The sequence below is a fragment of the Granulicella sp. S156 genome, from assembly GCF_009766105.1.
GTDB lineage: Bacteria > Acidobacteriota > Terriglobia > Terriglobales > Acidobacteriaceae > Granulicella.
The window spans coordinates 59,320-83,072 of the sequence record NZ_LMUH01000018.1 but is presented as its reverse complement, the minus strand read 5'-3'; the positions used below and the strand labels follow the sequence as shown (position 1 = coordinate 83,072).

Here is a 23,753-nt window from a genome sequence, read left to right as displayed (position 1 = left end):
ATAAGATGACAGACGCGTAGCCTTTGCAGCTTCGGTAACATGGCTGTCATGCATAGAGAAGTCTCAAATTGAGGGCCCTATGCTCAACCAATCTGCTGTTTTTACGCTCAAGGAGAAAAACGTGATTAGAAGTTGGAAGTTGTGTTGGATGATAGCGCTTCTGTCCCCCATGGGACTGACTGCCCAGAATGTTCCGACGGCTGCAACGCCACCGATGGGGTGGAATAGCTGGAATCACTTTGCCGAGAAGGTGACTGACGCCGATGTGCGTTCGGCAGCGGATGCTCTGGTGGCAAGTGGAATGCGGGATGCCGGGTACGTGTATGTGAATATCGACGACACGTGGGAGGGCAAGCGCGACGCGCAAGGTGTCATCCACACCAATGAAAAATTCCCTGATATGAAAGCGCTTGCAGACTACGTCCACTCGAAGGGGCTCAAGCTGGGGATCTACTCCTCGCCAGGGCCGAAGACATGCGCCGGCTATGAAGGCAGCTATGGTCATGAGGCGCAGGATGCGCAGACATACGCGGAATGGGGCATCGATTACCTGAAATACGACCAGTGCAGCTTCGGAGACATTATCCGACAGGAAACGGGAGACGATCTGGATAAGGCTGCGGCCATGCAGAAGGCAGCTTACGAGAAGATGCACGTTGCCATCGCTAAGACAGGTCGCCCTATGGTGTACAGCTTCTGCCAGTACGGGTTGTATTCAGTGTGGGCGTGGGGGCCGGAGAAGGGCGGAAATCTTTGGCGGACAACAGACGATATCAATGACCACTGGGACCGCATGAGTTTGATCGGATTCCAACAGGCCGGGCTTGAGAAGTTCGCTGGACCAGGTCACTGGAACGATCCGGACATGCTCGAAGTTGGCAATGGTGGGATGAACAACACAGAGTATGAGCTGCATATGAGCTTGTGGGCGATGCTGTCCGCTCCGCTTCTGGCCGGCAATGATCTGAGCAAGATGACTCCGGAGACGAAGGCGATCCTCATGAATCGAGACGTCATCGCTCTGGATCAGGACGCACTCGGGCATCAGGGCAGAAGAGTTTGGGAAGAGGGTCCAAAGGAGATATGGGAGAAGGACCTGTCGAGAGGCCATAAAGCGATCGCGTTCTTCAATCGCGGCGAATCCACGCTGGACTTTGATCCCAACCTGAAGGTGCTTGCCGATTTCAGAGGCAAACATCTGCTGGATCTCTGGACGAAGAAGGAAGTCGCCATCGACGGCAGCACCAAACTTCGCGTTCCGAAGCATGGTGTTCTGTTGTTGGAGCAGCGCTAGATCGTGCCCATGGGAACAGTCTTGTATCGAAGCCTTCTGCTATTCAGTCTGGCATCCAGCATGGCTGTCCATGCCCAGGCTGTAACTCCTCTATCGAGCCTGCAGTTCGAGTCTTCGGATAAGAGGCTGGAGCAGTCCTTCCAATGGGCAAAGTCGCAGGCGTTGGCTTATGCTCACGATGGCTCTGAACCAGCAGGACCGTGGTATGAGGCTGCTCTTCCCGGGCGCGATTCCTTTTGCATGCGAGATGTATCGCACCAGACCACAGGAGCGGCGGCTTTAGGCTTATACGCGGCGAATCGCAATATGCTAACGCGATTCGCCGCCGCTGTTTCTCCGGACCGGGATTGGGCAGGCTATTGGGAGATCGATAAGTACGGGCATCCCTCTGCAGCCGACTACCTGAACGACAATGACTTCTGGTACAACCTCCCGGCGAACTTCGACGTTCTCGACGGCATCGTTCGCATGTGGCGATGGACAGGTGACGATCGTTATTTGAGCGATCCCTCTTTCCAGAGATTCTTCAAGACGACCTCTACCGATTATGTGAATGCCTGGGATCTGCAACCAGATGTGATTCTGAAGCGGCCCAGGATCATGAATCAACATCTGTCCCAAGGTAAGTTCATACATGCGCGCGGGATCCCAAGCTACACGGAGGGCGAGAACAACTTCAACCTTGGGACAGACCTGCTCGCGGCCGAGTATCGCGGCTTTGAGTCTCTCCAGCTTGTAGCCGACAGTCATCATGAGGCAAGCCTCTCTCAGCAGTATGCAGATACGGCGGATAAACTCCTGAGTCTTGTTGAGCACAGAGCCTGGTCTGAAAAGGATCACCATTTCATGGGTTTCTTTTCGCAGGATGGCAATACTCATGGCTCCGGCGATGCAATGGTTCTTTATTTCGGAGCCAGCAAGGATCCAGTTCATATTCGAGCAGCGCTCTCCTACATCGAATCGGCTGGGTATCTGAATAGCATCGGAATCGAAGAGGAGAGCTATCTGGCGCAGACCTTCTATCGCTATGGAGAAAACAACGCTGCGTATGAACGCATCATGGATCTCACTCGGCCCGATAAAGACAGGCGTGAATACCCGGAGGTCTCCTTCTCCGTGATTGCAGCCCTTGTGACAGGAACAATGGGCCTCGAAGTGGTCGAAGGCGGCAATCCAGAACGTCCGCTTCTGCACTCCATCTCACGACTCCCGAAGAGCTCCGATAACGCAACATTAACGGGCGTTCGGATACGAGAGAATGTGGTGGATCTGGAACATAACGGAAACCGAAGAAGCACCTTGACCAATCGTTCCGGGCCGACCGTTCATTGGCAGGCGGCATTCTCAGGTAAAATTCCGTTCTTGATGGTGAATGGTCATTCCGTTCGCGCCAAAGTATCTTCGGACGCAGCAGGAGCGCCGATCAGTTGGATCATCACCGATGTTGCCTCTGGAGCAAGTGCCGTTGTTAGCCAATAGCAGTTGTATGTGGATCACTTCGAGGGTTTGCCGGTACAAATCTGCCCTCCTCTATTTCTAAACCCGCCACAAAAATCGTCATCCTGAGCGGAGCGCTGCACATATGTATCACATAGCGAAGCGTTCAGCAGCGCGCAGTCGAAGGATGTATCACGCGATACATACATGCAGCGCTCCGCTCAGGATGACGATTTTTGTGGTGGTTTAGAAATGCAGAACGACAGATACACCGGGCCTTCGGCCCTGAACCTTCGACGCTCCTACTTTTGTGATCCACTTAGAACTCCTGTGAAATTATTCTTGAGTTGAATGCGCACACTGTTCTCTATACCCTCTAATCGAACCTGACGAAACGCTGTACCTTGCCGAGAAGGAAAGACCCCATCTATGCGTAGACGTGATTTCATCAAGACCACAGCTGCCTTGTGCGCCACCGCTACTCTCCCTGGCGCCTCAGCTTTTGCACTTGCACCCGCCCAGTCCTCTCGACGAATTCTCTCCATCAATCGTGGCTGGCGATACAAAGCGGCAAAGATAGACGGCGCAGAATCACCGGAGTTCAACGATGCCGGATTCGAACGCGTGGTCATTCCCCACACGAATGTGCGGCTTCCCTGGCACAACTTCGACGACAAGGCTTACGAGTTTATTTCAACGTATCGGCGCAGGTTCAAATACCCTGCGAACGCCGAGGGCAAGCGCATCTTCGTGGACTTCGAAGGCGTGATGACGGCTTCGACCGTATGGATCAACGGACATGCTCTTGGCGAATACAAAGGAGGGTTTACACCGTTTACGTTCGAACTGACTCCTCATCTGCGTAAGACAGGAGAGAACGTGCTCGTCGTGCAGGTGGATTCGACAGAGCGCGACGACATTCCTCCCTTCGGTAATGAGATCGACTACATGACCTTTGGAGGTATCTACCGGGAAGTTTCACTGCGCGTCGTCCCCGATACATTCCTCGACAACATCTTCGCGCGCCCCAAAGACGTCCTTAGCGCTGCCCCATCGCTTGATGTTGACTGCTTTGTTGCTGGATCTGGGAAGACGAGCGACACACTGTCTCTTGAGGTCGAACTGAGAGATCAAGATCGTGTGGTAGCTAAGGCCTCGCATGCTGTAACTTCCGCAGAAGCTGCGGATCCAGATGCGGCGATGGATCCAACGGCCAATGCACCGGTCTACCTGAGCTCGGAGACTGTGCACGACTCAGCCAGGCATACCGTTTCTCTCACTCAGCTAACTGGCATTGAGCTGTGGCAATTGGACAAGCCTAAGCTCTACACCGTGCACGTAAAGCTGATTCGCGGTGGTCAAACGATCGACGAAGATGTGCGCAGGATCGGCTTCCGAGAGGCTGTCTTTACAGATCATGGCTTTTCTCTAAACGGCAAGATCGTAAAGCTGCGCGGACTGGATCGGCATCAGACATTTCCATTCGTAGGGCAGGCCATGCCTGCTCGCGTCCAGCGCCAGGACGCCAAGATCCTGCGTCACAATCTGCATTGCAATATCGTGCGAACCTCGCACTACCCGCAGTCGCGGCATTTCCTCGACGGCTGCGACGAGATCGGATTGCTGGTGCTGGAAGAGATTCCCGGATGGCAACACATTGGCCCTGAGCCGTGGAAACAGGTTGCGATCGACAATGTAGGCCGCATGATCCGCCGCGACTGGAATCATCCCTCCATTATTCTCTGGGGTGTTCGCATTAACGAATCGCAAGATGATCATGACTTCTACACACGCACCAACGCTCTGGCGCACGCACTGGATGGCACACGGCAGACTGGAGGAATTCGCTACCTCAGGCATTCAGAGTTGCTGGAAGATGTGTTCACGATCAATGACTTTGGCTTTCCACTCCAAGAGCCGAATCATCCGCTCTATTTGAATACCGAGTTTGTCGGTCACACGTATCCCACCAAGACCACCGATGACGACGAACGTCAGCGCGAGCACACCCTTCGCCATGCACGTATCCACGATCAACTGGCATCGAACCCGCAGTATGCAGGCGGCATCGGCTGGTGCGCCTTCGATTACAACACGCATGCCAACTTTGGCGCCGGCGACCGTATCTGCTACCACGGTGTAACGGATATCTTCCGCGAGCCTAAAGCCGCTGCCGGTTTCTATAAGTCGCAATGCTCTCCCGCAGAAGAAGTCGTCTTAGAGCCCGCTTTTCATTGGGCCAAGAGCGATGAGTCGGTTGGCTTCAGGAAAGCAGTGTTCTGCACCAATTGCGACCACCTCAAGTGCTACATCCGGGAGCGCAGCCTGCCTTCCAACCCATGGAAGCTCATCGCAGAGATCGACGCGGACCGTACTGAGTTCAAACATCTCAAGTATCCGCCCTTTGTCATGGATATGGATGTTTTGGACAAGAACAACCTTTCCTTCCGATGGGGAGACCTGCGCGTCGATGGTTATATCGACGGCAAGCAGGTGATCTCGCGTTCCATGTCCGGCAATGGCGTCGACAGCAAGTTTGTACTTGTACCCGACGATCAAAGCCTCCTGGCGGATGGGGCGGATACAACTCGAGTTGTTCTGCGTGTCACGGACGAATTTGGGAACGTCCACCCTTCGGCCAATGACCCCATCGTCTTTACGCTGGAGGGCCCGGGCGAATTGATTGGTGACAATCCCTTCGCCCTCGTCGGTGGAACAGGTGCGGTCTGGGTACGAGCACAGGAGAGGCCTGGGGTTGTGCGGCTGACGGCACGGCATCTGCGACTTGGGACGCAGGTGGTTGAGTTCACGCTAAAGGCTGTGGCGCCGGAAGAGGTTTGATAAAGAGCTAAGACATTTTCATAAATGGTGCGATGCCTGAATGAACCGCCACAGAATTGTCATCTCGACCGGAGCATGATGGCTTTATCGTCATGCGGAGTGGAGAGACCTGCAGTTTGCTTGCACAGGCGATGGTGCCACTACCAGCAAGCTGCAGGTCTTGACGCAAAGCGCGCCACAAGCATTTGCATCGCGCTCTGCAACCTGCAGGTCTTGACGCTACGGCGGCAAAAAAACGCCGCCTTCGGTCGAGATGAAAGTTCTGGGGTGGTTCATTTCGATGCTAGAGGTAAATACGCGCGCTAACGGCGAAGACAAAAGGAAAGCCCCCGCAGGAGCTCTCCTTTTTCCTGTCCTACTTAGGAGCCGTCTTTTCGAGATGGCCGCCGAACTCATAGCGAAGCGCGGAGAGAAGCTTGTTGGAAAAGTCCGCATCTCCTCGCGAAGTAAATCGCTCATAGAGCGAGGCGGTTAGAACCGGTGTGGGCACGCCCTCATCGATTCCGGCCTTGACCGTCCAACGGCCCTCGCCCGAGTCGGAGACGTGGCCTCCAAACTTTACGAGTTGCGGATCTTCCGCCAAAGCGGACGACGTCAGATCCAGCAGCCAGGAGGCGATTACGCTGCCGCGACGCCACACTTCAGCGATATCCGGCAGATTGAAGTCGTACTGATAATGCTCAGGATCGCGTAGCGGAGTCGTCTCTGCATCGATCTCACCGGTTTGTTTGCCGATGTTCGCCGCCTTCAACACGCCCAGGCCCTCCGCATAGGCCGCCATCATTCCGTATTCGATACCGTTGTGCACCATCTTAACGAAATGGCCGCCACCGCTTTCTCCACAGTGGAGATAGCCCTGTTCCGCCGTGTCGACCAACTTCTCACGTCCGGGAGTGGGCGAGATGTCTCCTATGCCAGGAGCGATCGTCTTGAAGATGGGATCGAGATGCTGCACCGCAGCCTTCGGACCGCCGATCATCATGCAGTAACCGCGCTCCAGTCCCCACACGCCTCCGCTGGTTCCCACGTCGACGTACTGAATCCCCTTGGGAGCAAGCTCCTTGGCACGGCGAATATCGTCGATATAGTAGGAGTTCCCTCCGTCAATCAGAATGTCGCCGGCTTCCAGATAAGGAACGATCCCGGCGATGGTCTTGTCCACGAAGCCGGCTGGGATCATCAACCAGATTGCACGCGGCTTCGCCAACTTGCTCACCAGATCCTCCAACGAGGAGGCCCCGGTGACACCCTTCTCTTTCGCCAGTTCTTCTACTACCTTCGGCGACACGTCGAATACCGTGCATTCGTGGCCGTGTGCGACCAACCGCTTCACCATATTCGCGCCCATTCTTCCAAGCCCTACCATTCCAAGTTGCATCAGTTCCTCTCCCTCTTCCAGTTGTCTGGTGAATCGTTGAACGTCACGTCTGGTGGACCGTTGAAACTCGGCATATGTCACCGTGATACCACATCTATTTCTGCAAATCGCCTGTGAGAATCATATGACTCCCGCCGGTCCTTTTCGGTTGGCTGGAACGTCTCACCTTACATAAGCGGTAGGATGCTCCGATACTCGAACTTGATTCGACCAGGGTTTAACCGCAAGACTCTCGTTTGGTTTAGCATCGTCTCAGACGCAGGTATTTGTTAGGTTCTTTCAACCACTCAACGCCTTCGGGGTCAGACTGCTGTGTCTCTCTTCTCCAGATGTTCGGCGATACGTTCCTGCCAAGGCGGGCTTCGGCGCTCCGCTTCCTACTGCACTCGTGCTTTCCGGAGGATGGCGTTCCTCGCCCCTCTGTTTGCTGTTACGGCTCTTGCGCAATCTCCCACGAACATCTTCGCTCCCGCTGCTACACCGGCGCATTCGATCTTCGGCCTTTCGATGCTGGTGCTTTCAGTCACCTTCGGCATCTTTCTTGTGGTGGGCGGTTTGCTGCTCTATGCCCTGATCCGCTATCGGCATCGTCCCACGGACTCCGATCATGAGCCGGCGCAGATCTACGGAAGCAACCAGATTGAGCTTTCCTGGACGGTCATCCCGATCCTGATCGTGGTGATGCTGTTCCTCACGACCACGCGGGTCATTCTAAGGACCGAGGCTATCCCTAAGCCTGACAATACGATGGATGTAACCGTCATCGGCCATCAGTTCTGGTGGGAGTATCGCTACCCGAAGCTGGGAATCGTGACGGCCAACGAACTTCACATCCCTACCAGCGACAAGGCGAACCCCAAGCCGACGTACCTTACGATGTCATCGGCCGACGTGTCCCACAGCTTCTGGGTACCACGCCTTGCGGGGAAGATGGATGTGATTCCGAACCGCGTCAATACCATGTGGATCGACCCACCAGACGCGGGTCTTTATCTCGGACAGTGCGCGCAGTATTGCGGAACGCAGCATGCGAAGATGTTGCTGCGTGTCTATGCGCAATCACCGGAGGACTTTGCGGCGTGGGCCAGCCAGCAACAGAAGCCGGCGCAACAGGATTTCACAGGGAATCCGACCGCTGCAGCAGGCCAGACCGTCTTCATGCACAATGCCTGCATCAACTGCCATACGGTCAAAGGAACGGTAGCGACGGGGCGGTTCGGACCCGATCTGACACATCTTGCCATCCGCGACACCATTGCGGCGGGAGCAGTTCAGAACAATCCTGAGAATTTAAGAAGATGGATCGACGATCCAAACACGATGAAGCCCGGTTCGTTGATGCCAGCGATGCACCTGAACGATCATGATCTGGATTTGATTACGGCCTATCTCACACAGCTTCACTAGAAAGAAGCAGCATTATGGCAACTCCTGTGCTGGAAGCAATCGATCAGACGCAAGCGCCCCCACAGGGCCCTCCGCGGCCGAACGTGATCTACACGTGGCTTACGACAGTCGATCACAAAAAGATCGGCCTGATGTATATTGCCTACGCTCTCGTGTTCCTTCTGGTCGGGGGCGTTGAAGCGATCCTGATGCGCATTCAACTTGCGGTGCCCAACAATCATTTCATCTCGCCCCAGGTCTTTAACCAGCTCTTCACTATGCACGGCACGACGATGGTGTTCTTCGTCGGCATGCCGATCCTGTTCGGCTTTGGGAACTACCTGGTTCCGCTGATGATTGGCGCACGCGATATGGCCTTCCCGCGGCTTAATGCGTTCAGCTTCTGGGTCTCGGCGTTTGCCGGGCTGCTGCTCTACTTCAGTTACTTCGGTGCGAGTGGACTTTACGCCGCAGGGTCGGCTCCGGACGTAGGCTGGTTCGCCTACGCACCGCTGACAGCGAAGGTATTTTCACCCGGCCACAGCACGGATTACTGGACACTGGCAGTCTTTCTCAGCGGTGTGGGATCGATTGGGACTGCGCTCAACATTGTGACCACCATTCTCTGCATGCGGTGCAAGGGGATGAAGATGAGCCGCATGCCGCTGCTGCCATGGCTCTACCTGGTGATGGCCAGCCTGGTCTTCGTCGCGGTCAGTCCCCTGACGGCAGCACAGATCATGCTGACGCTGGACCGCTACATTGGCTCGCACTTCTTCGATACCCAGGCGGGTGGTTCGGCTGTACTGTGGATGCACTTCTTCTGGATCTTCGGTCACCCTGAGGTCTACGTCCTGGTGCTGCCGGCGTTCGCCTTCGTCAACGAGATCGTCCCCGTCTTCTCTCGCAAGGCCATGTTCGGCTATCCGGCCATGGTGGCGGCATCGGTCTCCATTGGCTTTATCAGCCTGAGCGTGTGGGCACACCATATGTTCACCGTCGGCCTGGGCGCAGCGGGCAATACATTCTTTGTCTTCGCCACAATGGTGATCTCCGTACCGACGGGGATCAAGATCTTCAACTGGCTGGCGACCATATGGGGCGGCAAGGTGATCTTCGCGACACCCATGATGTTCTGCGTCGGCTTCCTCTTCCAGTTTCTGATCGCCGGGCTTACCGGGATCATGCTCTCGGCGGCTCCGTTCGACTGGCAGCTCGGCAACTCTTACTTCGTGGTCGCGCACTTCCACTATGTGCTCGTGGGGTCGATCCTGTTTGCGATCTTTGGGGCCTTCTACTACTGGTATCCCAAAGTGACAGGCAAGATGATGAGCGAGACGCTGGGCAAGTGGCACTTCTGGCTCTTCCTGATCGGCTTCCATCTCACCTTCGACTTCATGCATGTGCCCGGCCTGCTGGGCATGCCGCGACGCATCTATACCTACGAGGCCGGGCGCGGGTGGGGAGGGTGGAATCTTATCGTCGGCATTGGAGCCATCTTCCAGGTTGCCGGTCTTTTATTTTTTGTCTATAACCTGGTGCGGTCTTACTATCGCGGTAAGGAAGCTGGCCACGATCCGTGGGATGCCTGGACACTGGAGTGGGCTGTGCCGTCTCCGCCACCCGTCTATAACTTTGCGATTGAGCCAACGGTCAACAGCCGCCGGCCTCTATGGGACCTGAAACATCCTGAAGATCCAGACTCGGACTACGAATGATGAATACTTCCAGCACAATTCCCGTTGAAGGCGCGATTGAAGCCCCCTGGACGCTGCCGTATCGCGGCACGGTCGGGATGGCCTGCCTGATCGTGGCCGAAGCCGCGATCTTCATCATCTTCGTCGTCGCCTACATCTTCTACATCGGCAAGAGCCTTAGCGGGCCTACGCCGGCGCAGGTGCTGGAGTTGCCGATCTTCGGCACCATCTGCCTGCTCTCGAGCAGCATCACCGTTCACTTCGCCAGCAGTGCGCTGCGCAAGAACAATCTGCGCGGCTGCACGGCCTTTCTTGCGGGGACCGTTCTGCTGGGAGCTATCTTTCTGGCCACAACCGCTCGCGAGTGGCATCACCTCATCTACGACGAAGGGTTGACGATTCAAACCAACCTCTTCGGAACGACCTACTACTCGCTCGTCGGTCTTCATGCGACCCACGTCATTGTGGGCCTCATCCTGCTTTCGACAACTCTCGCATTCTCACTGACCGGACATCTGAAAGAAGAACACGAAAAGAAGCTTGAGGTGCTCTCGCTGTACTGGCACTTCGTCGACGCGGTATGGGTGGTTGTATTTCTGGTTGTCTATGTTTTGGGTAGATAGTTCGCTGATTTTCTAAGGACAAGGAGGAGCGCCATGGAACAAGAGAATCCGCAGGATCAAAGCCACGAGCATCGTAGCGACACGATCCTCCTTCCAGCGTCCACGCCCTGGCCGATGGTCTTTGCTCTTGGCCTCGCGTTGCTGATCACCGGGATGGTGACGCACTGGGTCGTCAGCGTGCTCGGCCTTGTGCTGGTATTGCGCTCAATCTTTGGCTGGTTCTTCGATATGTTTCCGCATGAACAACATGTCGCGGTTCCTATTCAGGCTGGAGTTATTGAGATCACCAGCACTCGCACCACCCGCTCCCAACTGCCGGTTGGAGTCGATCATCGCAAGCTGCTGCCGATCGAGACCTTCAGCATTACAGCGGGACTCAAGGGCGGCATCATCGGCGGCATTGCGATGATCGTACCTGCAGCGCTCTTTGGCCTGATCCGCTATCACAGCGTCTGGTATGCGGTGAATCTGCTGGCCGCGGGCGGCTTTGTGCACTGGGCTGGCGAGAGCGACGCCTTTCTCGCGCAGTTCCATCTGCATGGACTCCTCGCCGCGACCGCCATCCACGGACTCACTTCGATCCTCATCGGCCTTCTCTATGGCGCCATGCTCCCGATGTTTCCGCGAAAACCCATCCTCACGGCGGGATTCGTTGCTCCTTTGCTATGGACGGGCATTCTCTACTCAGCGCTTGGCGTTATCAGCCCTATTCTTAATGCACGCATCGACTGGCTGTGGTTCGTCATCTCGCAGATAGCCTTTGGCCTGGTCTGCGGCTTCGTCGTGAATCTGCAGGTCAAGGTTCGGACGCCGCAGTTCCGTGCCCTTCCGTTCTCCGTTCGTGCCGGTATTCACAGCGATCAATCTCACAAGGAAGACGACTCTCAATGAGACCTGCCTCTCGAAGACTTACGATGCTCGGCACTCTCATGCTGTCTGTGGGCGGTATGGTCCTCACTGGCTGTGACCACATTCATGGCCGGCCCGGACCGGGGCCTGAGGTCGTGCGTCCTGAAGAAGTCCTCGACTTCCCTACCCTCTATCAACAGAACTGCGCTGCGTGCCATGGAACAAATGGCAAAGGTGGAGCAGCCATCTCACTCGCGAATCCGGTCTACCTTGCAGTCAGTGGAGAGGGGCCGTTGCAGAACACGATCGCAAAAGGAGTCTCCGGCAAGCTGATGCCTCCCTTCGCACAGAGTGCCGGCGGCATGTTGACCGATAGGCAGATTGAGGTGCTGGCTAAAGGCATTCTGCAGACCTGGGGGACGCCGAATCTTCTTGCCGGGCAGAATCCACCACCCTACGTAGCCACTCTGACGGGCGATGCAGAGCATGGACAACAGGCCTTCACCACATCCTGCGCGCACTGCCACGGAGATACAGGAGAAGGAACTAAGAGCGGCTCCCACAAGCTCGGCTCCATCGTCGACCCGTCGTATCTCTCGCTCATCAGCGATCAGGACCTTCGCAGCATCCTCATCGCCGGACGGCCCGACGAAGGAATGCCGGACTGGCGCTCCGATTCCAGTCAACCGCTAACAGACCAGCAGATCACCGACATCACTACCTGGCTTGCCTCCAAGCGTGTATCCGATCCCGGCCAGCCCTATCGGACACACCCGTGAACTGGGACTACTATCGCCAACGTGAAGATGAAACAGGAGTGGAAATAAAATGACACCGAATGAGCAGACTCCCAACGATCAGGTCACGACGACCGAATCTGCGACGACTCCGGCGTCTGCGCCTGACAAGAGCGCCGGCCACTCTCGCCGCGTCTTTCTCTTCAAGCTGTCGCTGCTGGTCAACGGAGCGGTCGGCGCTGTTCTCGCAGTGCCCATCCTCGGCTATCTTCTGGGGCCTGCGTTGAAGAAGAGCTCCAGCGATAACTCGTGGATCAATCTTGGTCCGCTCAACGATTTCCCCGAAGGCGAAACGCGTCTGGTCAACTTCCGCAATCCAGTAACGACCTCATGGGACGGCCAGACGGGTGATATTCCCTGCTGGGTTCGCCGTGTCTCCGGAAATACGTTCCAGGTATTCGCCATCAACTGTGCACACCTTGGCTGCCCGGTTCGCTGGTTTGCGCAGTCCAAGCTGTTCATGTGTCCCTGCCATGGTGGCGCGTACTACGAAGATGGCTCACGTGCCTCAGGTCCGCCGGAGCGAGGCCTCTTCGAGTATGAGTACAAGATCGTCTCGGGGAGCCTTGTCATCAGCGCCGGCAAGATGCCGACGCTCGCCAACCAGGCAAAGAGCGAATCGCCATTGATACAGCTTGAGGGAACCAGCGCTGCAACAGAGACACTCCCGAAACCGAGGTGCAGCTCATGCCAGAGCTAAAGCGACGCAGCATCGAGGTCTACAACTGGTTCGAGCAGCGGCTCGGGCTGGGCGGCCCAGTCATCGAAATGGCAGAGCACGAGGTTCCCTCCAACACAGCTAGTTGGTGGTACGTCTTCGGCAGCGCCGCGACGGTCATTCTGGTCCTCCAGGTCATGACGGGGATTCTGCTCGCACTCGTCTACGCCCCTACTGCAGGCCATGCGTGGAACAGCCTTGAGTTCCTGGACCATAACGTCAAACTCGGCTGGTTCCTGCGTGCCATGCACGGCTGGGGTTCCGACTTCATGGTTGCCATTGTGCTGATCCATATGGCACAGGTCTTTCTCTTCGGCGCGTACAAGTTTCCCCGCGAACTTACCTGGATCATCGGCGTCTTCCTTCTCCTTCTCACGCTCGGCATGGCCTTTACCGGACAGGTGCTGCGCTTCGATCAGGACGCGTACTGGGGGCTCGGCATCGGCGCGTCCATTGTCAGCCGTATTCCCTGGATCGGCGGCCCGCTCGTCAACCTGATGCTCGGTGGCCCGATCATCGCCGGGCCTACACTCTCCCGATTCTTTACGCTGCATGTCTTCGTCATTCCCGGCATCCTGCTGGCAATGGTTGGCCTGCATATCTGGATGGTGTTGCGTCTCGGCATCAACGATTGGCCAATGCCGGGGCGCCTCGTCAACAAAAAGACGTACGTCCGCGAGTATCACCAGCTCACCGAAAAAAGCGGCATACCCTTCGTTCCCGATGCCGCATGGAAGGACTCACTCTTCGCGGCGGCTATCATGCTCGCCGTCATGGCTTGCGCGCTGTGGTTCGGTCCCTTCGGCCCCACCGGTCAACCGGATCCCACGATCATTCAGACAGCACCGAAGCCTGACTTTGCCTTCCTCTGGATCTATGCCGTCCTGGCCTATCTGCCGCCGAGCCTTGAGACGCCCGTACTCTTCATCGCTCCCGTCCTGGGCATCGGTGCCATGCTTCTACTGCCACTCGTCTCAGCCGAGGGCGAAAAGCACTGGTCGCGGCGCCCTGTAGCGGTGCTGATGGTGGCCGTGATCGCTGTCATTCTCGGAGCCTTCACCCGCCTCGGTATGTATACGCCGTGGAGTCCCGTGATGAACGCCTGGACCAGTGATCCAGTTCCTACGGCTTATCTGAAAGACCGCACTCCGCTCGAGCGGGAGGGCGCGCTCGTTCTGCAAAACAAGCAGTGCCGTAACTGCCACTCCATCGGCGGAGCGGGAGGGATGCGCGGTCCTGCACTCGACTCGGTTGCTTCGCACATGACCGAAGACCAGATCATCCGCCAGGTGCTGCAGGGCGGCGGGAATATGCCCGCCTATGGCAACGCGCTCAGCCCTTCTGAGACCACTGCGCTCGTCCGGTTCCTGACCACACTGCGCGGCAATGATCTGGCTCCTGCTGTCGATGCCTCTCAGCGCCTGACGTCGTCCAGTGAGCCGCCGGCAGCGCCCGCCAAGGGGCATTAATGCCTCCTGAATACCGGGCTATCTTTGACGATTGGTCACCGCCCATCTTCCTTACAACAGCAATCCTGCTTACGGCCATCCTCTACACGCGCGGCTGGTTTGCCATACGGAAGACACGGCCAACGCTCTTTCCGGCATGGCGGCTGGGTGCGTTCCTGCTGGGCCTCGCTATCATCTGGCTCGCGATCGGTTCGCCGCTCGATGGCTTTGCCGATGCACTGCTCAGTGCCCACATGGTGGAGCATCTGCTCCTGATGTCCTTCGTTCCTCCACTGCTCCTGCTTGGATATCCGGCCGTCCCCTTGCTGCGCGGCCTGCCTCGCGTACTCGTCCGAACGCCGCTAAGGCCGCTGCTTCGCTCGAGGCTGCTGCGCGCGCTGGGGCACTTTCTCATCCGTCCATGGGTGGCATGGCTCGCGATGAACCTGATCTTCCTGGGCTGGCACGTACCCTCCGCCTATGACTTCGCGCTCGAACACGAGCATTGGCACGAGTTCGAACACATCTGCTTCCTGGGCTCGTCGATCCTCTTCTGGTGGCCGCTCATCCGCCCCTGGCCGACGAACGCACGCTACCCAGGGTGGTACATGCTGCCCTACCTGGTTGCTGCAGACATCGTGAACACGGCGCTCTCAGCGTTCCTGGCCTTCTGCGACCGGCCGATCTATAGCTACTATGTGGAACAGCCAAACCCATTTCATATATCGCCTCAGGCGGACCAGGTCACCGGCGCGGTCATCATGTGGGTCGTCGGCTCAATGGTCTTCTTAATCCCTGCAGTCTTCGTTACGGTCAAACTCTTGCAGCAGGAGACAAGATCTAGAGCTTGACGTCAGACTGTCCTGACAGCAGCGCCATCACTTCATCTGCCTTCGGCATAGAGGCCTGCGCGCCCATGCGCGTTACTGAGATCGCCGCTGCCGCTGAGCCAAAGCGACCACTCCACTCCACATCGCGGCCTGCGGAGAGCGCCGCTGCGAAGGCCCCGTTGAAGGTGTCTCCGGCAGCCGTTGAATCAACCGCAGCTACCTTGAAAGACGGTATCTGGAAGGCGCTTCCTCCGGTTTGTTCGATATAAGCTCCGAGTTCTCCCAGCTTCAGAACAACACCGTGGGTACCGGTTTTCAGCAAGGCTGCAGCAACTGCGGAGGAACTCTTGCTATGCGCATCATCCGCAGTACCCCTGGCATAGAACTGAGCCTCAGTCTCGTTGGGAGTTATCCAGGAACACAGAGAAAGAAGCTCACCAGGAAGTTCTCTGGCGGGTGCAGGATCGAGCATGAGTGGCACATCTTCCTCATGGCATATCTGGCCCAGGCGAAGTACCGATTCCATCGGAATCTCAAGTTGGGCAAGCACCATTCCCGCAGTCTTAATGACATCGCGATTGGCTTCGATAAACGCGGGTGTTACAGCCGCATTGGCCCCGGGAATGACGACGATCGTATTCTGGCCGCCGGTCCCAACAGTAATGACAGCTATACCTGAATCACATGGTTCCACCGCTATGTGTGTGCAATCAACTCCACTGGCCGTCAACTGACGAATCGACTCTGCGCCAAAGGAGTCGGAGCCAACCTTGCCTACCATGATCGCTTTGGCTCCGAGTTTCGCGGCGGCTACGGCCTGGTTGGCTCCCTTTCCACCTTGAAACGTGTGAAAGGAATTGCCTGTGATCGTCTCTCCTTTGAGAGGCAGACGGTCAGCGTGTGCAACGAGGTCGGTATTGATGCTGCCCACAACAACTACCGGCTTGGAACCAGCGAACATAGATACTCCAGGTGTTGTATTAGAAGATCGGACTCGCGGCGAGTGCCCCTAGTCCTAAGAGAAACAGGAGAAACATGGCAACAAGATATCGGTTTGCCTTAGAGGGAGCTCCAGCGAACTCCTTCCATACAAACACACCCCAGATAGCGGAGATCATGGTGGCACCCTGTCCAAGAGAGTACGAAACTGCCGAGCCAACCGAGTGGGCTCGCGAGGAGACAAAGCTGGCAACTCCACCGGTTGCCCAGATGATACCGCCAAGAATTCCGCAAAGATGCCACAGAGGTTTGGCGCTAAAGTACTCGGACATATTGAGGGACGCAGTTCCATCGACAGGTTTCTTCATAAAGGCGAAGTTCACCGGAATGTTGGAGAGCGCGGCCCCGCAGATAAACAGAAACGTAATCGCATAAGGACCTGGGACTCTCCCTGCACCCGACATCGATCGCGTCACCAGCGGATAGAACGTCCCCATCAGCGCACCAGCGATCAGGCTGACGACGATCCCTCGTGTCTGAACGGAAGCCACCGGGCTCGAGCGTACGCGGTAGGCCAAGGCGTCGCACACAATGGCCGCGATCACAAGAAAGACCCCGCCGAAAACCAGATAAGGATTGCCGACAGGAGCAATCACATATCCGCCAATAGAGCCGATCACGAGCGCCAGGCCTATACCGATAGGAAATGCCACGGCCATGCCTGCGATATCGATAGCAGCGACCAACAGCAGATTCGCCAGACTGAAGACGGCCCCGCCTGCCGCGGCCCACAAGGCCCGAGCTGGCTCGATATGCCGCAGATCGTCGAGAAACGAGGCACCGACTGCACCATGACTCCCCAGCGTAAAGCCCCAGAGCAGTGCCCCAAGGATGAGCCCAATCGAATAGTCCCAATAGAAGAGCTGAAACCGGAAGCGCGGACACAGCTTCAAGGTGTTGGCCCACGAACCCCAGCAAAGCATGCTGGTAATCATGAAGGCCAGGACGATCCAATACTGTTCAGGCTGATACATCGTTCACACCGCCTTTACCGATACTTCACTTGATCTAGAAGATGAAAGCTTTCAGGTCCCAAACCATAGTGCTCTATACTGGCCGCAGTCAACAAGTCTTATAAATAAGGTGGTAAGAGCCCATTGGCGAACATGAAGGAGATCGCGCGGCTTGCCGATGTCTCCCTTGGAACCGTCTCTAACGTCTTAAGCGGCCTGCCCACAGTTCGTGAGCCTCTTCGCAAGCGCGTGCTGGAGGCAGTGCAGGCGCTTGGCTATCAGCCGAATCAACTGGCACGAGGCCTGCGCCGCGATAAGACGAACATCATTGGGATGGTCATCTCTGATGTTTCGAATCCTTTCTTCGCTGCCGTGGTCAGAGGCGCGGAAGATACGGCCTTCAAAAATGGCTACAGGTTGTTTATCTGCAACTCCGATAATGACTTCACCAAAGAGCAGACTTATCTCCGCGAGATGCAGACCTATCTTCCTTCGGGTCTGATCATCATGACCTCCAACATAAAAGGTTCCCTGGCTCTTGCGGAGGAGTATCGCAAAGCTGGATCCGCTGTAGTGTATGTGGATCGGCTTCCCCATCACTGGACAGGCGATACAGTGACCAGCATGCATGAAGATGGCGCCTACCAGGCCACGAAGCATCTGATCGGGCTCGGCCATAAGCTCCTGAGTATGATCGGCGGCTCCTCGCAACTGACCAACTCCGGCGAACGCGTTGCAGGCTTTCGCAAAGCTCTGCGTGAGGCCAGGATCACGCTTAAGCCCGAATACATCCAGGAAGGAAAGTTCGATAAGGAAAGTGGATACCAGAAAGCCACACTGTTGCTCAACATGAGCCCACGGCCGACAGCTGTCTTTGCCGCAAACGACCTCCTGGCGTTAGGCGCATTGAATGCTATCCGGCACTTCGGTCTACGCTGCCCGGAGGACATCTCCGTTATCGGCTTCGACAATCTCGATGTCGCAGAGTTCGTCACACCGTCTCTGTCTTCGGTGGAGCAATCGGTATATCAACTAGGCGCAGTCGCTGCACAGATGATCGTCGATCGCATTCAGGGCGATACCGGACCGCGCAAAGAACGCGTCCTTACCACGGCGCTTCGCCTGCGGGCTTCCGTCGCTCCGCCGCCCATGCAGGATGCCGCTAAGCGAGCCAGGCATAAGCCTTCTGGAAAGAACTAGTTCTTCCGCTTGATCGAAGCCTGGATTTGCTCTTTATATTCAGCAGCCTTTCGGAGAATCGTCTTCTCATCCAGTGTGAGCATTGTGCGATCTTCCATGACGAGCCTGCCTCCAATAATGGTCGTACGCACGTCTTCGGCCTTTAGCGCATACACGATCTCCGCGTAGACATCGTACATAGGAGTGGCGTGCGGGGCAGACGTATCGATCACGATCATGTCCGCCTTCTTCCCCACCTCAAGTGAGCCAATCTCAGAGTCGAGGTGAAGCGCTCGTGCTCCTGTGATCGTCGCCATAGCCACCACTTGTTCGGCGGGCAACACCGTAGGATCCATATGCCCAAACTTCTGTAGCTTTGCAGCAAGATCCATCTCTTCGAACATGTCTTGATTGTTGTTGCTCGCCGCACCATCCGTGCCGATACCCACGGCCACATTCGCAGCCAGCATATCTACGGCCGGCATGAGTCCCGCCGCTGTCTTCATATTGCTGGAGGGGTTGTAGGAGCAGCCAACCCCGTGGCTTGCAAGCGTACGAATATCCGCCTGATCCACCCAGATGCAATGCGCTCCCACCACGTCAGGCCCCAGCAATCCAATTCGATCCAGATACTGAACGGTAGACTGCCCATGCTGATGACGAGACAATTCGATCTCAAATGGCGCCTCTGCCATGTGGATCAGAATGGGGGCATGATAGCGACGGGCAAGCGCTGCTGAATCCATCAATATCTGCTCGGGACACGTATAGATCGAGTGGGGTGCAACAGCAGGAGTGATGAGCGGATCGTTCTTCCAGTGATTAAGAAACTGCTCCGTATATTGAAGGGCTGCTGCCAGCGTCTTATTGTCTGGCGCAGGAAAGGCAATAATTGTTTCTCCCAGCACCCCGCGCATCCCAGCCTCTTTAGCAGTCTGAGCGACAGTGTCTTCGAAGTAATACATATCCGCGACCGTAGTTGTGCCTCCGCGAAACATCTCGAGCAGGCTCAACTGCGTGGACCACTTCACAAACTCCGGAGTGACATTGCGACTCTCGGCAGGAAAGATGTACTTGTTCAGCCAATCAGACAGCGACTGGTCCTCTGCCAGCCCACGCAGCAGGCTCATGCCCATGTGGGTATGAGCATTGATCAAACCGGGGAGGAGCAGACCACCCCTCGCATCGACAATCTTTCCAGCTACAAAATGCTCCCGGATGAACGCGGTTGTATCCACCGCAACAATCGCATCCCCCTGGACGGCAACGGCTCCGTCATTTAAGAGGCGATGCTCTTTGTCCATCGTTACGACGGTTGCATCCGACACAATAAGATCAACGCGCTGCTTTGTCTGGCCGAAAGCAACAGGACACATCAACAGAAGTAGCCAAACATGCACCCGGGTAGTTCTTGATCTTCGTCTGAACACATTACCTCTTTATTAGGCGCACAGAGTTCGAGATAAGGATCTCTGCTTCATGCTTTGGCTGGTTAGAGATTCCACACTAATGCGATCCGTCCATGTGACGGGGTCGCCAATCGGGCTGCAATGTTCTGATAGCAGCAGGAAACTGCTAAAAATTAATTCTCCCGGCGAACTGGATAATGCGCGCAGGATACGTTGCCAACACCTCGCCAAAAGTCGAGCCTTGATCGTCGATATTTGTATCTGGGTTCTGATACTGCACATTATTCGGAGCATTGAAGAAATCGGCACGGAGCTCAAAGCTGCTCCGCTCGCGCGAGAGGAAGAACTTTTTAGCGATGGTCAGGTCAAGGTTCCGACGTCCAGGCCCGCTGAAGGAGTTGCGTGGCAGGGTACCGTAGGTGAGCGTTCCGATAGCAGGCGCAACACCATACTCGTCCATCTGAGATAGCTGGGAAGCATCGAAGTTACCCTGCTGGAAATAGATTCCTCCCACTCCATCGGGACCGACCTGTTTTCCTGGAGACTGTGTAACGACGCGGCTGCCCACCAGATTGGCGCGCACCAACTCCTGATCGCCGGCTCCACTCGGTCCCGGAGTTCCGAGAGATGTCGCAAGTCCTGCAAGGACGTCCAGCGGGAAACCAGACCGGAAACTGGCAATAGGATAGAAGCTCCAGCCTTTGGTGACCACGCGCGGACCGGACTTCCACAGTTGATCGAAAGGCAGGTCCCATCCGCCGGAGAGTACCAGCCGCTGTGGAACGTTGGCGTCCGAAACTGAGTAAAAGCGTCCGGGGTTGTAATACGGCACGTAGGAGTTGCGCTGCCGGAAGCCGGACACATTATCCATGTTTTTGGAAAAGGTGTATGAGATGGTGAAAAACGTGTTCCCAACATATGGCGACGACGTAATGTTCTTCTGCAACTTAGCCTGCAGGCTGTTGTAGTTGCCGGTGGTGGCGTTCGTGAATGTGTCCAGCCATGCGTAGGGTGGCGGATTGTCGGAAGAACCGTACCCGTACCCGTTGGTCGAGCTATACCCATTGGCTACAGAAAATATCTGGTTGAGATTAGGATCGCCCAACACATAGGGATTGATGTCCTTCAACCCAGTCAGCTTATGGGAGACATTTCCCACATACGAAACCTCGCTGGTGAGTCCTTGAGCCCATTCGTGCTGCAAGCTGAGGTTGAACTGCTCGGTATAGGGTGTGCGCAGATGCGGATCGACAAAATACTGACTGTTGGCTCCGAAAGGGAGATAGTTGTCAAAAGAGACATTTTTTGTCGGAGGCTTCGAGGGAAAGGGATTGTTCAGATCACTCCCGGTAATAGACAGGTATGGATCGCTTAGTATGGCTGGCGAAGCGGTCAGGCCACTGAAGATACCAGTGGAACCCGCAATGCTGGAAGAAAACAGCGATGTCGATGAAAAGAAGGGCGCCTGGCCGTTGAACTGGAGATTGTCTTCTCCCTTGAGGATGTCGAAGAAGATGCCGAATCCACCGCGAATGCTGGTTTTTCCGTTGCCCCAGGGATCGAAGGCAAAACCGAAACGGGGTGCGAAGTTCGTCCTGTCGGGGAAGTTCACGCCTTCGGGTGCGCCCTTATCGTCAGGGTAAATCAGACCTTCGGGTGAATTCACGAATCGCGTCGACTGATTACCGGCCACCAGGCTGTAGCTACGGCCCTCGGTGTCCTTCTTGGGGCTGAAGTACTCGTAGCGCAGCCCAAAGTTAAGGGTCAGACGGCTGGTTATACGATACTCGTCCTGGCCGAAGATATAGGACGACGCTGTGCGGATGTTGGAGGGAGCGCGTGGTGACTGGTTGTATTCATCCGGAAGCCCCATCACGAGATCGGCATAGGGATTTCCTGAGCCGACGCTGCTGCCCGCCTGGCCATTGCCGAACCAGGTAAAGTAGCCATCTACCAGGAAAGAGTAGATCGTATTGTCCTGATAGGGTTGATATCCCCCGCCGAACTTCAGGGTGTGGGGCCCCTTGGTCCAGCTCAGCGCCTCGTCATAGACAAACGTGTTGTCTACGATGGTCTGCGGTCCGGCGTAGTTGAAGCCGACATAGTCCGGACCGTAGGCGAGGATGCTAGGGCCAGTTGACTGGTCCGGCGTGACATTAACGCCGAACGAAGAGGGGCTGCCCAGCGGGGTGATTGGCTTGTAAGACGTAGCGTTAGTACGCTGCGCGGTAAAGCGCAGCTCGCTGAGCAGGTTCGGCGTGATGGTCTTTGTCCAGGTCACCCCGACAAAGGAAATAGTGTTGTCATTGCTGATGGGAAAAGGAATGGTGGCTCCGCCGAACGGGTCCGTTGCCGTGTTCGGCTGCAGCGCGAGCGATACGCTCAACAGATCAGATGAAGTCAGATGAAAGTCGAACTTGCCGCTGTACTGATCGAAATTGGTTTTAGCCACGCCTGTGGCCAACAGGAACCCGGAGGGGCTCGAGGGCATCAGCCCGGCCTTTGTATAGTTCTGAATGACCGGATCAATGGTCGTGGGATCGATGATCCCTTGAGCAGCGAGGGTGGGATTGGACTGATAGTACGGATTCGCCTGCAGGAATGCCGCAACCGGATTTGGCTGCGGTAGTGCACTGAAGTCTCCATTCATCTCTGCCGTCGTGGGAACGGCCACGCCGCCGATACCATTGGCACCGTTATCTTCCGTTTCCTGCTGGCGTTGCCCCTCATAGGAGAAGAAGAAGAAGAATTTGCCCTTCCGGTCGAGAATATGAGGGATAAACAATTCTCCACCCAGCGTGCCGCCAAACTGATGGCGCCGTAGCGTATCGCGCGGAACATCTGATCGTTTGTTGAAGTAGCTGTTGGCATCGAAGGCGCCGTTGCGGGCATAGTCGTACAGGCTGCCGTGATATTGTGCGGTGCCGGATTTGGTCACCATGCTGATGATGCCACCGCCGTTGCGGCCATATTCAGCGGCATAGTCGCTCTCAATGACGCGGAACTCCTCGACCGAATCAGGGTTCGGAGTAAACACCACACCATTGTTAAGCAGATCATTATTGCCGCCGCCGTCAAGCAGATAGGTAACTGAATCGGACCGCCCACCGGCGATAGAATAGCTTCCCGCACCACCGTTGTCAGGGTTGGTATCAAGAACTCCAGGCATCAAAGCCGCTAGATCAAGAGGGTTGCGTCCGTTCAACGGCAGATCGACGATGGAGCGGTCGGTAATGGAATAGCCGATGGTCGAACTTTCCGTTTCAACCTGTGAAGCTTGAACGCCTACGCTCACTGTGGTGCTGACGCCGGCGACCGGCAGCTTAAAATCGACTCGCTCTGCCTGGTTGATTTCCAGCTTGTATACCGGAGTAGTTATGGAGTCGAAGCCATCATGCGTGGCGGTCAGTCTATAGCTGCCGATCGGCAGCGCGGGCACTAAATAACTACCCTTTTCACCGGTTTTGACGGTCTGCTGAACTCCCGTATCGACGTTGGTCACCGTGACGGTCGCACCAGGGAGCAAAGCATTCTGCGGATCTGTTACCTGCCCCAGAATTTTTGCGGCAGCGCTCTGAGCCTGCATCGCGCAATCAAAGAAGAAGCTCAAAGAAAGGAATAGGAGAATAAAAAAGAAGACAAGTCTTTCTGATTTCACCGACCCTCCAAAATAATTTGGCGTTAGTCTACAGTTTTTCCGATTATGAAACAGGATTATAACCTCTATCGAAGAGGTTGGTGTCGATAGTTAGATTTAATCCAGGGCCATGTAAAAAGCCAAGGAAACGCTGCACAGCCTGATTGACCCTATAGGCCGGATAGAGGCGATACGCTGTTTTGTCTGGCCGAAAGCAATAGGACACATCAACAGAAGCAGCCAAACATACACCGAGACGGTTCTTGATCTTGTCTGAA

17 protein-coding genes are annotated in these 23,753 nt (G+C 56.0%); 12 read left to right on the top strand and 5 right to left on the bottom strand.

Annotated elements, in window-relative coordinates:
* Nucleotides 1-148: 148 nt before the first annotated feature.
* From GSQ91_RS14140 to GSQ91_RS14130, 3 genes are all read left to right on the top strand, one after another.
* Nucleotides 149-1,294, top strand: a complete 1,146-nt coding sequence (locus GSQ91_RS14140) for a glycoside hydrolase family 27 protein (RefSeq protein WP_158822412.1) — start codon at nt 149-151, stop codon at nt 1,292-1,294.
* 9 nt (nt 1,295-1,303) lie between these two features.
* Nucleotides 1,304-2,773: a hypothetical protein gene (locus tag GSQ91_RS14135; RefSeq protein WP_158822411.1), complete on the top strand. Its 1,470-nt coding sequence runs from the start codon at nt 1,304-1,306 to the stop codon at nt 2,771-2,773.
* Nucleotides 2,774-3,160: 387 nt separating this feature from the next.
* Nucleotides 3,161-5,572, top strand: a complete 2,412-nt coding sequence (locus GSQ91_RS14130) for a glycoside hydrolase family 2 protein (RefSeq protein WP_158822410.1) — start codon at nt 3,161-3,163, stop codon at nt 5,570-5,572.
* A gap of 355 nt (nt 5,573-5,927) precedes the next feature.
* Here the strand turns inward: GSQ91_RS14130 and gnd are convergent, their stop codons facing one another.
* Nucleotides 5,928-6,950 carry a phosphogluconate dehydrogenase (NAD(+)-dependent, decarboxylating) gene (gnd, locus tag GSQ91_RS14125; protein WP_158822409.1) on the bottom strand — a complete coding sequence of 341 codons (1,023 nt, stop codon included), beginning with the start codon at nt 6,948-6,950 and terminating at the stop codon, nt 5,928-5,930.
* 402 nt (nt 6,951-7,352) lie between these two features.
* Here gnd and coxB point away from each other — a divergent pair, with 402 nt between their 5' ends.
* From coxB to GSQ91_RS14085, 8 genes are read left to right on the top strand one after another with little or no spacing between them, the layout of a single operon-like run.
* Nucleotides 7,353-8,357, top strand: coding sequence for a cytochrome c oxidase subunit II (gene coxB, locus GSQ91_RS14120; protein ID WP_174240693.1), 1,005 nt, complete (start codon nt 7,353-7,355; stop codon nt 8,355-8,357).
* Between the two features lie 14 nt (nt 8,358-8,371).
* The gene (ctaD, locus tag GSQ91_RS14115; protein ID WP_158822407.1) at nt 8,372-10,054 is read left to right on the top strand and encodes a cytochrome c oxidase subunit I; all 1,683 of its coding nucleotides are present in this window, start codon (nt 8,372-8,374) and stop codon (nt 10,052-10,054) included.
* The gene (locus tag GSQ91_RS14110; protein WP_158822406.1) at nt 10,051-10,656 is read left to right on the top strand and encodes a heme-copper oxidase subunit III; all 606 of its coding nucleotides are present in this window, start codon (nt 10,051-10,053) and stop codon (nt 10,654-10,656) included. Before ctaD ends, GSQ91_RS14110 begins: the two co-directional genes overlap by 4 nt.
* Nucleotides 10,657-10,689: 33 nt before the next feature.
* Nucleotides 10,690-11,547, top strand: a complete 858-nt coding sequence (locus tag GSQ91_RS14105; RefSeq protein WP_158822405.1) for a hypothetical protein — start codon at nt 10,690-10,692, stop codon at nt 11,545-11,547.
* Nucleotides 11,548-11,570: 23 nt separating this feature from the next.
* Entirely contained in the window at nt 11,571-12,284 is a 714-nt protein-coding gene (locus GSQ91_RS14100) for a c-type cytochrome (protein WP_174240692.1), read from the top strand.
* A 49-nt stretch (nt 12,285-12,333) separates the two neighbouring features.
* Nucleotides 12,334-13,002 carry a ubiquinol-cytochrome c reductase iron-sulfur subunit gene (locus GSQ91_RS14095; RefSeq protein WP_158822403.1) on the top strand — a complete coding sequence of 223 codons (669 nt, stop codon included), beginning with the start codon at nt 12,334-12,336 and terminating at the stop codon, nt 13,000-13,002.
* Nucleotides 12,990-14,489: a cytochrome b N-terminal domain-containing protein gene (locus GSQ91_RS14090; RefSeq protein ID WP_158822402.1), complete on the top strand. Its 1,500-nt coding sequence runs from the start codon at nt 12,990-12,992 to the stop codon at nt 14,487-14,489. Before GSQ91_RS14095 ends, GSQ91_RS14090 begins: the two co-directional genes overlap by 13 nt.
* On the top strand, nt 14,489-15,319 hold the full coding sequence (locus GSQ91_RS14085; protein WP_158822401.1) for a cytochrome c oxidase assembly protein: 831 nt from the start codon (nt 14,489-14,491) through the stop codon (nt 15,317-15,319). Before GSQ91_RS14090 ends, GSQ91_RS14085 begins: the two co-directional genes overlap by 1 nt.
* Here GSQ91_RS14085 and rbsK read toward each other — a convergent pair.
* Together rbsK and GSQ91_RS14075 are read right to left on the bottom strand one after the other, a co-directional pair.
* Nucleotides 15,309-16,259 (bottom strand): ribokinase, encoded by a 951-nt coding sequence (gene rbsK / locus GSQ91_RS14080; RefSeq protein WP_158822400.1) that lies wholly within the window; start codon nt 16,257-16,259, stop codon nt 15,309-15,311. The genes GSQ91_RS14085 and rbsK overlap by 11 nt on opposite strands.
* 19 nt (nt 16,260-16,278) lie before the next feature.
* Nucleotides 16,279-17,271, bottom strand: a complete 993-nt coding sequence (locus GSQ91_RS14075; protein WP_158822399.1) for an AcrB/AcrD/AcrF family protein — start codon at nt 17,269-17,271, stop codon at nt 16,279-16,281.
* Between the two features lie 132 nt (nt 17,272-17,403).
* Between GSQ91_RS14075 and GSQ91_RS14070 the strand changes: the two genes are divergently transcribed.
* A complete protein-coding gene (locus tag GSQ91_RS14070; RefSeq protein WP_158822398.1) occupies nt 17,404-18,450 on the top strand; it encodes a LacI family DNA-binding transcriptional regulator in 1,047 nt (348 codons plus the stop codon).
* Here the strand turns inward: GSQ91_RS14070 and GSQ91_RS14065 are convergent.
* Nucleotides 18,447-19,757, bottom strand: coding sequence for an amidohydrolase family protein (locus GSQ91_RS14065; protein ID WP_216845251.1), 1,311 nt, complete (start codon nt 19,755-19,757; stop codon nt 18,447-18,449). The genes GSQ91_RS14070 and GSQ91_RS14065 overlap by 4 nt on opposite strands.
* 247 nt (nt 19,758-20,004) lie before the next feature.
* Complete coding sequence (locus GSQ91_RS14060) at nt 20,005-23,496, bottom strand: TonB-dependent receptor (protein ID WP_158822396.1); 3,492 nt, start codon at nt 23,494-23,496, stop codon at nt 20,005-20,007.
* Between the last annotated feature and the right edge of the window lie 257 nt (nt 23,497-23,753).

What these genes read in the sequence shown, in the direction of transcription:
- GSQ91_RS14140 (WP_158822412.1), top strand. Translation starts at nt 149, where the DNA reads ATGATAGCGCTTCTGTCCCCCATGGGACTGACTGCCCAGAATGTTCCG.
- GSQ91_RS14135 (WP_158822411.1), top strand. Translation starts at nt 1,304, where the DNA reads ATGGGAACAGTCTTGTATCGAAGCCTTCTGCTATTCAGTCTGGCATCC.
- GSQ91_RS14130 (WP_158822410.1), top strand. Translation starts at nt 3,161, where the DNA reads ATGCGTAGACGTGATTTCATCAAGACCACAGCTGCCTTGTGCGCCACC.
- gnd (WP_158822409.1), bottom strand. Translation starts at nt 6,950, where the DNA reads ATGCAACTTGGAATGGTAGGGCTTGGAAGAATGGGCGCGAATATGGTG.
- coxB (WP_174240693.1), top strand. Translation starts at nt 7,353, where the DNA reads ATGGCGTTCCTCGCCCCTCTGTTTGCTGTTACGGCTCTTGCGCAATCT.
- ctaD (WP_158822407.1), top strand. Translation starts at nt 8,372, where the DNA reads ATGGCAACTCCTGTGCTGGAAGCAATCGATCAGACGCAAGCGCCCCCA.
- GSQ91_RS14110 (WP_158822406.1), top strand. Translation starts at nt 10,051, where the DNA reads ATGATGAATACTTCCAGCACAATTCCCGTTGAAGGCGCGATTGAAGCC.
- GSQ91_RS14105 (WP_158822405.1), top strand. Translation starts at nt 10,690, where the DNA reads ATGGAACAAGAGAATCCGCAGGATCAAAGCCACGAGCATCGTAGCGAC.
- GSQ91_RS14100 (WP_174240692.1), top strand. Translation starts at nt 11,571, where the DNA reads ATGCTCGGCACTCTCATGCTGTCTGTGGGCGGTATGGTCCTCACTGGC.
- GSQ91_RS14095 (WP_158822403.1), top strand. Translation starts at nt 12,334, where the DNA reads ATGACACCGAATGAGCAGACTCCCAACGATCAGGTCACGACGACCGAA.
- GSQ91_RS14090 (WP_158822402.1), top strand. Translation starts at nt 12,990, where the DNA reads ATGCCAGAGCTAAAGCGACGCAGCATCGAGGTCTACAACTGGTTCGAG.
- GSQ91_RS14085 (WP_158822401.1), top strand. Translation starts at nt 14,489, where the DNA reads ATGCCTCCTGAATACCGGGCTATCTTTGACGATTGGTCACCGCCCATC.
- rbsK (WP_158822400.1), bottom strand. Translation starts at nt 16,259, where the DNA reads ATGTTCGCTGGTTCCAAGCCGGTAGTTGTTGTGGGCAGCATCAATACC.
- GSQ91_RS14075 (WP_158822399.1), bottom strand. Translation starts at nt 17,271, where the DNA reads ATGTATCAGCCTGAACAGTATTGGATCGTCCTGGCCTTCATGATTACC.
- GSQ91_RS14070 (WP_158822398.1), top strand. Translation starts at nt 17,404, where the DNA reads ATGAAGGAGATCGCGCGGCTTGCCGATGTCTCCCTTGGAACCGTCTCT.